At 69.1% G+C, this 7,520-nt stretch carries 8 protein-coding genes and 1 tRNA gene; 1 reads left to right on the top strand and 8 read right to left on the bottom strand.

Going from position 1 to position 7,520, the window contains the following annotated elements:
- The 8 genes from ACIRG5_RS45350 to cmk form a co-directional block, all read right to left on the bottom strand.
- A partial coding sequence (locus tag ACIRG5_RS45350; protein WP_402917127.1) for a hypothetical protein occupies positions 1-608 on the bottom strand: 608 nt, incomplete at its 3' end.
- A complete protein-coding gene (locus tag ACIRG5_RS45345) occupies positions 601-1,548 on the bottom strand; it encodes a tyrosine-type recombinase/integrase (RefSeq protein WP_402917125.1) in 948 nt (315 codons plus the stop codon). The genes ACIRG5_RS45345 and ACIRG5_RS45350, both read right to left, overlap by 8 nt.
- 117 nt (positions 1,549-1,665) lie before the next feature.
- Positions 1,666-1,739, bottom strand: a tRNA-Pro gene (locus ACIRG5_RS45340).
- A gap of 172 nt (positions 1,740-1,911) precedes the next feature.
- Positions 1,912-3,027, bottom strand: coding sequence for a sensor histidine kinase (locus tag ACIRG5_RS45335; RefSeq protein ID WP_402917123.1), 1,116 nt, complete (start codon positions 3,025-3,027; stop codon positions 1,912-1,914).
- Positions 3,021-3,653 carry a response regulator gene (locus ACIRG5_RS45330; protein WP_402917121.1) on the bottom strand — a complete coding sequence of 211 codons (633 nt, stop codon included), beginning with the start codon at positions 3,651-3,653 and terminating at the stop codon, positions 3,021-3,023. Before ACIRG5_RS45330 ends, ACIRG5_RS45335 begins: the two co-directional genes overlap by 7 nt.
- Before the next feature lie 65 nt (positions 3,654-3,718).
- Complete coding sequence (der, locus tag ACIRG5_RS45325) at positions 3,719-5,140, bottom strand: ribosome biogenesis GTPase Der (RefSeq protein ID WP_319981512.1); 1,422 nt, start codon at positions 5,138-5,140, stop codon at positions 3,719-3,721.
- Positions 5,137-5,769: a lysophospholipid acyltransferase family protein gene (locus tag ACIRG5_RS45320; RefSeq protein WP_402917119.1), complete on the bottom strand. Its 633-nt coding sequence runs from the start codon at positions 5,767-5,769 to the stop codon at positions 5,137-5,139. The genes der and ACIRG5_RS45320 overlap by 4 nt, the downstream gene beginning before the upstream one ends.
- Positions 5,766-6,452: a (d)CMP kinase gene (gene cmk, locus ACIRG5_RS45315; protein WP_319981641.1), complete on the bottom strand. Its 687-nt coding sequence runs from the start codon at positions 6,450-6,452 to the stop codon at positions 5,766-5,768. Before cmk ends, ACIRG5_RS45320 begins: the two co-directional genes overlap by 4 nt.
- A 127-nt stretch (positions 6,453-6,579) precedes the next feature.
- On the opposite strand from cmk, the gene ACIRG5_RS45310 reads away from it, so the two are divergent.
- The gene (locus ACIRG5_RS45310; RefSeq protein ID WP_402917117.1) at positions 6,580-7,518 is read left to right on the top strand and encodes a hypothetical protein; all 939 of its coding nucleotides are present in this window, start codon (positions 6,580-6,582) and stop codon (positions 7,516-7,518) included.
- Positions 7,519-7,520 lie beyond the last annotated feature (2 nt).

The raw sequence follows: 7,520 nt of genomic DNA, 5'->3' as shown, positions 1-7,520 counted from the left end.
CCCACTCGAAGCCGCTGACGCAACGCTTCCGACGATATCGGCCGCTGGTAGAGCTCCCGATGGCGAATGTCCTCACGCCTCGCGCGCTCCAACAGGTCATCACGGACGACAACCGACTCCGCCTCGACCGACTTGGCCTCGTCGTCTGTGGTGTTGGCAGCGGCCGGTAGGGGTACCGGTCGATCATCAGCGGCAGCGTCAACGAGCCGAGCGCTGTTCATGCCCTGCAACAGGCAGGGGCCGACATCTGACCAACCGATCAGCAGAAGTGGCCCGACTGCGTCGAAGGCGGCTTTGCCGTACTCACCGGCGATGACGGGATCGGCCACGTTCAGGGCGAGCGTGACCAGGCTGCAGAACATCAGCAGGCGTCGGACGGGCTTGAGTTGTGTGTCGCTGGCACCGTTCGCCGTCAGCTGCCGCAGGCCGAGCAACAGGCCCATCACCGAGAGGTCGACCGCGGGAGCAACGAGCGGAGCGACCCATCCAGGCACACCGAGCCTCAGCCCCAGGCTCAACACGTTGCCAAAGCCGAACAAGAACGTCAGGCCTACAACGGTGCCCATGATCACCTCGACGGCCCGGCGGACACGCATCTGGTCAGACATGTTCACCGATCCCCATCCGCAGCTGCGTTTCCTGAGCCCGCTCGGCTGCCGCGCTTTCGCCGTAGTGGCGCGGCATGTCCTCGGACGTCCAGCCGAGCAGCAGCATCAGGTCGCCGGTATCGCCACCCGCCCGCTTCCACTCATGGGCGAAGTTGTGCCGCCAGCGGTGCGCGTGCACACCGGTCAGCCCTGCGGAGAGTCCGCGGCGCTTGATCATGATCTTGATGCCGTTGGGCCTCAGTGGCCGTCCACCGCGGTCGGCGAGCCACAGGCTTGGAAGCTCGGCGCCCTTGTGTTTCGCGCGGGCGCGGAGGTAGCGGCTGATCGCTCGCGCGGTCTTGGGCCCGTAGCGGACGCGGCGGTCCTTGTTGCCCTTGCCGTGGTAGTGCGCGGAGTCGGTGTCCTGGTTGAGGTCCTCAAGGCTGAGGTTGCCGACTTCGGACAGGCGGGCACCGGTGTTGTAGTAGAGCCGGATGATGGCCTCGTCGCGGAGCTGGACGAAGTCCTTGCCCTTGCAGGTTCCGAGGACCTTCTTGGTGTCGTCGTCACGGATGATGGCAATGAGCTTCTTCTGCGGCTTGGGCTGCTTCACCCGCTCCATCGGCGAGCGGTCGATGTCCTCCGCGTCCAGCATCAGCCACTTGAAGAACTGCTGCAGACCCTTGTGCTTGTTCAGCGCCGTGGCGCCAGACCGCGTCTCGATCATCCAGGCCTGGAAGAACTCGATGTGCGCACGAGTCACCTCGCACGGGTCGTCGGCGTCCGGGTCGGGCGAGTACTCCGCCAGGTAGCGCGCGAGCTGCGCGGCGGCCAGGAGGTAGTTGTAGCGAGTGGTCTCTGGATGACTCGCGGATCGCAGCGTGCGGTCCCAATCACGCAGATAGCCCGTCCAGGTCTTGGAGAGACCGTTTGAGAGCTTGTTCAGGTCCAGAAGAGGCATTGTGAAAGCCCTCCGAGTAAAGGGGTCGATGAGCGGCGTGCTCGACCCGGCAGAACTCGGCAAGATCACAAAAAGAGGGTCCTCGCAGTATCTGACCTGCGAGAACCCTCTTGGCCGTCGGGACGACAGGATTTGAACCTGCGACCCCTTGACCCCCAGTCAAGTGCGCTACCAAACTGCGCCACGTCCCGGCCACACGTCCGGTTTCCCGGCGTGCATGAGAAATCCTACAACACCGCGAACAGAGATCAAAAACGGCCCCTGAAACAGGCCGCGAGCTGCGGAAATACGGCGGGGACCCGAAGTTCGGGTCCCCGCGTCCCTCGGTCCGACCGATCCCCCGATCCTCGACCGACACCCAGATCATGCGGTGGCGGTGTCTCGGGCGCCACCTCCGAAAGTCGAGTCTTGTCCGTCAACCTTCGGCTTACCGGGCGGTAGGACCGCGCTGACGCTGAAGCCGCCGTCTGCTCGGTACGAGGTGGTCAGGGTGCCGCCTGCCAGGCGGACTCGTTCGGACAGGCCGTGCAGGCCCGCGCCTCCGCCGTCGGCCAGGGACGGTAGGTCGCCTGGGCCGTTCACCACTGCTACTCGGACTGGTGTGGCTCGGTCCACCGTTACTGTCACTGCGGCGCCTGGGGCGTGTTTTGTCACGTTGGTGAGGGATTCCTGGACTACTCGGAAGAGGGCTCTGGAGACGGCTGGGGACAGTGGGGTGTCGCCTGTTTCCGAGAGCGTGACGGACACGCCGGCCACTCGGGCTCGCTCGATGAGTTCCTGCAGGGACGGGTAGGAGGTGTCGGAGTTCAGGAGGCCCAGGGCCGCTCGCATTTCGGACAGCGATTCCTTTGCCAGGGCCCGAAGGCGCAGGGCGGTCTCGCGTACTGCTTCGTCTGGGGCGGTGGCGGCCAGGGCGGCTGACTCGACGGCTATCAGGGTGGCGTGGTGGCCTACGGCGTCGTGGATCTCGCGGGCTATTCGGGCTCGTTCCGCGGCACGGGCCGAGGTCTCTTGTGCCTCCAGTTCGGCGGCTCTGGCTCGGCGGGTTTCGTAGAGCGACTGGGTCAGCTCTTTGCGGGTGGTGATGAGGGCGCCGAGGGCTGTGGGGGCGGCGGCCAGGCCGAAGGCGAACGCGGTGGCCAGCAGTAGTGGGCCCAGGGGGATGGTCTCGGTCATGAGGACCGGGGCGACGGAGGCCACGGTCATCAGCAGGGCCCAGAAGAGCTGGACCGGGATCGACTTCTCCTTGCTTCCCAAGCGGTACTGGGCGACCAGTGCCGGGGCCCAGCCCAGGCCGCCGGCCACGGCGGGGACGCACAGGAGGGAGGCCAGCCACGGCCAGCGCAGGCGTAAGGGCAGCAGCAGCGACGCGGCTATCGCGGTCCACAGGGACCACTCGAACGGGCGGTCCTGGGTCATCAGGACCACTCCTGTGGTGACGGTGACGGTGAGGGCTTCGCGCAGGACCGGTTTCACCACACACCGACCTGGTGCGCGACGAGAGCCGCCTGCACCCGGTTCTCCACGCCCAGTTTGGTCAGGACGGTGGAGACGTAGCTCTTCACCGTCGCTTCGGAGAGGCAGAGTTCTTCGGCGATCGAGTGGTTCGAACGGCCTGCCGCGACCAGTTCGAGGACCTGGCGTTCGCGGGCCGACAGCGAGTCGAGCTGGCGGTTGGCGCGGAAGCCTCGCAGGCGCGGTAGCAGGCGGGCGGTGATGCGCGGGTCCAGGACGGCTCCGCCTGCCGCGAGGTCGACCACGGCTCGGACCAGGGCTTCCGGTTCGGCGTCCTTCAGCAGGAAGCCCTGGGCGCCGAGGTCCAGGGCGGTCGCGACGTAGTCGTCCAGGTCGAACGTGGTCAGCACGGCGATGGCGGGTGGTGTGGCCCAGGTACGCAGCCGGCGCACCGCCTCCAGGCCGTCGACGCCCGGCATCTGGACGTCCACCAGCACCACGTCCGGCAGGTGGGCCAGGACCGCGTCGACGAGTTCGGCGCCGTCGGCCGCCTCGCCGACCACCTCTACCCGTCCGTCGGCCTCGAGGAGGACTTTCAGGCCCCGCCGCAGCAGGGCCTCGTCGTCGGCTAGCACCACGCGTACGGCCACTGACCCAACCAACCGCACCCCATGACAAAGGGCAACCAGATCGGCCGGGTCGTCACCCGGAGAACCTACTTCTTGCCGGCGCCGGCCTTCTTCTTCTCGCGCACGCGCACGGAGATGCGGACCGGGCTGCCCTCGAAGCCGAACTCCTCGCGGAGCCTGCGCTCGATGAACCGGCGGTACGAAGCCTCCAGGAAGCCCGTCGTGAACAGCACGAACGTCGGCGGGCGGGTCGAGGCCTGGGTCGCGAACAGCACCTTGGGCTGCTTGCCGCTGCGCACGGGCGGCGGGGTGGCGGCGATCAGCTCGGTCAGCCACTGGTTCAGGCGGCCGGTCGGAACGCGGGTGTCCCACGAGTTCAAAGCGGTGCGCAGCGCGGGGGCGAGCTTGTGCACGGCGCGGCCGGTCAGGGCCGAGATGTTGACCTTGTCCGCCCACGGCACGCGCACGAGGCCGCGTTCGAGCTCGCGGACCATCTCGGTGCGGCGGTCCTCGTCGACGAGGTCCCACTTGTTGAACGCCAGCACGCACGCGCGGCCCGACTCGACGACCATCGTCAGCACCCGCAGGTCCTGCTCGGCCAACGGCTCGTGCGCGTCCAGCAGCACGACCGCGACCTCGGCGGTCTCGATCGCGGACTTGGTGCGCAGCGAGGCGTAGTACTCGGCGCCGCCGGAGAACTTGACCCGCTTGCGCAGGCCAGCGGTGTCGACGAAACGCCAGATCTCGCCGTCGAGCTCGACCAGCGAGTCGACCGGGTCGACGGTGGTGCCCGCGACCGAGTCGACGACCGAGCGGTTCTCGCCGGTCAGGCGGTTGAGCAGCGACGACTTGCCGACGTTCGGCTTGCCGACCAGCGCCACGCGGCGGGGGCCGCCGTTGCCGGCGCCGAAGTCGTCGCGCGGGGTCTCCGGCAGCTTCTGCAGGATCACGTCGAGCATGTCGCCGGAGCCGCGGCCGTGCAGGCCGGACACGGCGATGGGCTCGCCCAGGCCCAGCGACCACAGCGACGCGACGTCGGCCATCAGCCTGTCGTCGTCCACCTTGGACGCGCAGAGGATCACGGGCTTCTTGGACCGGCGCAGGACCTTCGCGACGGCCTCCTCGGTCTGCGTCGCGCCCACCGACGCGTCCACGACCAGCAGGATCACGTCCGCGGTCGCCATCGCGAGCTCGGCCTGCGCTGCCACGGAGGCCTGCAGCCCGACCGCGTCCGGCTCCCAGCCGCCCGTGTCGACCACGGTGAACTTGCGGCCGTTCCACAGCGCGTCGTACGCCACCCGGTCGCGCGTCACGCCAGGCACGTCCTGCACCACGGCCTCTCGGCGGCCGATGATGCGGTTGACCAGCGTGGACTTGCCGACGTTCGGCCGTCCCACCACCGCGAGCACTGGCTGTGGCGGCGCGGCTTCCCCACCGTCAGAGCCGTCGAGGTCGTCGAAGGCTGACCAGTCGGCCTCGTCCTCCCAGGTGCCGTCCAGGTCCGTCATCGTCTTCCCTCACTCATACGAAGTCCATCAAGTTCGGCGACCAGTGTCGCCAGGCGATCACGCACCTGCTCGGTGGCAACGCCCAAAGCAGCCCGTCCCTTCCCCTCGGGAAGGTGGAACGGCTCACCGATCAGCACGTCGACCTCGGGGCGCCAGCCCTTGGCCTGGTAGGTCCCGCGGCAGGCGATCGGCAGCACCATCGCGCCGGACGTCTTGGCCAGCCACGCGGCGCCGTTCTGCGCGCTCGCCACGTCGCCCTCGCCGCGCGTGCCCTCGGGGAAGATCCCGATCACGCCGCCGGCCTTGAGCAGGGACTGCGCGGTGACCAGTGCCGTGCGATCGGCCTCGCCCCGTTTGACGGGGATCTGACCGATCTTGCGCAACAGGTTGCCGACGACGCCCTTGAACATCTCCTGCTTGATCAGGAACGTCACGCGCCGGGGCAGCGCCCCGAACAGGATCGGCCCGTCAGACATCGAGCTGTGGTTGGCGACGACGACCACGCCGCCGCTCAAGGGTACGCGGTCGAGGCCGTGCACCCGAATCCGGAACTGCCAGGCGTAGGGAACCCGCCCGATCCAGCGTCCGAGGTCGAACAGCCAGGGCACCGTCCCCGCGGGAACGCTCACCCGGTCACCCGCAGCCCGCGGCGCTCCACGAGCTCCAGCAACGCCCGGATGGTGCCCGCGAGGTCGAGGTCGGTGTTGTCGAGCTCCACCGCGTCACTGGCCGCCTTCAACGGCGACACGGCGCGCGACGAGTCGTAGTTGTCGCGGCGCTGCACGTCGGCGAGCGCGGCGTCCACAGTGGACTTACGACCGGCCGCGGTGTCCTGTTTGGTCCTGCGCGCGGCCCGCGCGTCCGCAGAGGCCGTCAGGTAGACCTTCAACGGGGCGTCGGGCGACACGACCGTGCCGATGTCACGCCCTTCGACGACGATCCCGCCGACGTGGTCGACGGCGTCCGCGATGATCGCGCGCTGCTGGGCCACGAGCAGTTCCCGCACGTGCCTGGTCGCGGAGACGGGTGACACCGCCAGCGACACCTCGGGCCCGCGGATCTCGGCCGACACGTCGTCGCCGTCGAGCGTGATGCCGGGTTTCTGGGGGTCCGTGCCGACGACGAGCACCGCGCCGTCCACGACCGCGGCGACCTTGACCTCGTCCGTCGGGTCGACGCCCGCGCGCAGCACCGCCAGCGCGATCGCCCGGTACATCGAGCCGGTGTCGAGGTAGCGCGCGTCCAGCGCCATCGCGACGCGCTTGGCCACGGTGGACTTGCCGGTGCCCGCCGGTCCGTCGAGAGCGACCACACCGCGCAACTGACCCTGGCCCACAGCAGCTCCCTCCGAGACACCCACGGCCCACATTGTGCCTGGTGCGGACGCTCACACCGGCACCGGGACGGTCCAGGTGCCGATCATCCGGAATCATGCCCCGGTGAACTTGCGCAGGTGGCGGCTCGCCGTCGTGGCGTTCGCCGTGTCGGTCATCGGTGTCCTGATCTGGCTGACCACTCAGGACGTGGGCGGCGAACTCGGTGGCGTGGCAGGGGCGGTGCTCGCGGTCGCGGGCCTGGTGGCCGGCTTGCTGAGCCTGCGCGCCAACGACACCGCGCGTGACCCGGACCAGGCGCTGGAGGACCTCGCCCGGCTCGTCGCCGCGCGGTGGGAACGCACGCACCAGGACGCGCTGGAGGTGCGCTGGGCGTCGACCGGACGGCCGGTGGCCCCGAGCCCCGCGGAGATCATCGGCACGGGCGTGGTCGCGGGCAGACCGATCCGGCTGAAGCTGCACGGCGGAGCGGACGACCTGGCGAACGCGCTGCGGGAGCTGCCGGCACACCAGCTCGTGGTGCTGGGCGGGCCGGGTTGCGGCAAGACGAGCACCTCGATCCTGCTCACGCTCCAGATGCTCGCCCAGCGAGAACCCGGCGATCTGGTGCCGGTGCTGTTCCCGCTGGCGTCGTGGAATCCCCGCAAGCACGACTTGGACACCTGGATGGCACGACGGATCTCGGCCGACCACCCGACGTTCCGCCGACGTGGGAAGCGCGTCGCACGGGAGCTCGTCGACCGCGGCCTGGTCCTGCCCGTGCTGGACGCCCTGGACGAGGTCGCGCTGAAGGTCGACGCCGTGCGGACCATCGCGCGCATGACCACGCCGATGGTGCTCACGTGCCGCGCCGACGACTACGAGGAGATCATCCGGGAGAGCGGTGTCCTGGTCGGACGCGCCGCCGTGGTCGAGCTGCTGTCAGCCGGCACGAGCCTCCACGAGAGCGTGCCGCACGAGATCGTTGGAAGTCAGCCGGAACAAGACCCGCCACACCGACCGGGCGAACTCCTCCACGCCGGGCTCGACCACGACCTCCGGTGACC

The organism is Lentzea sp. NPDC102401 (assembly GCF_044765805.1).
GTDB classification, from domain to species: Bacteria; Actinomycetota; Actinomycetes; order Mycobacteriales; family Pseudonocardiaceae; genus Lentzea; species Lentzea sokolovensis.
This window is presented reverse-complemented; position numbering and strand designations above follow the sequence as displayed.

Coding starts and splice junctions, on each gene's coding strand:
- ACIRG5_RS45345 (WP_402917125.1), bottom strand. CDS start 1,548: ATGCCTCTTCTGGACCTGAACAAGCTCTCAAACGGTCTCTCCAAGACC.
- der (WP_319981512.1), bottom strand. CDS start 5,140: ATGACGGACCTGGACGGCACCTGGGAGGACGAGGCCGACTGGTCAGCC.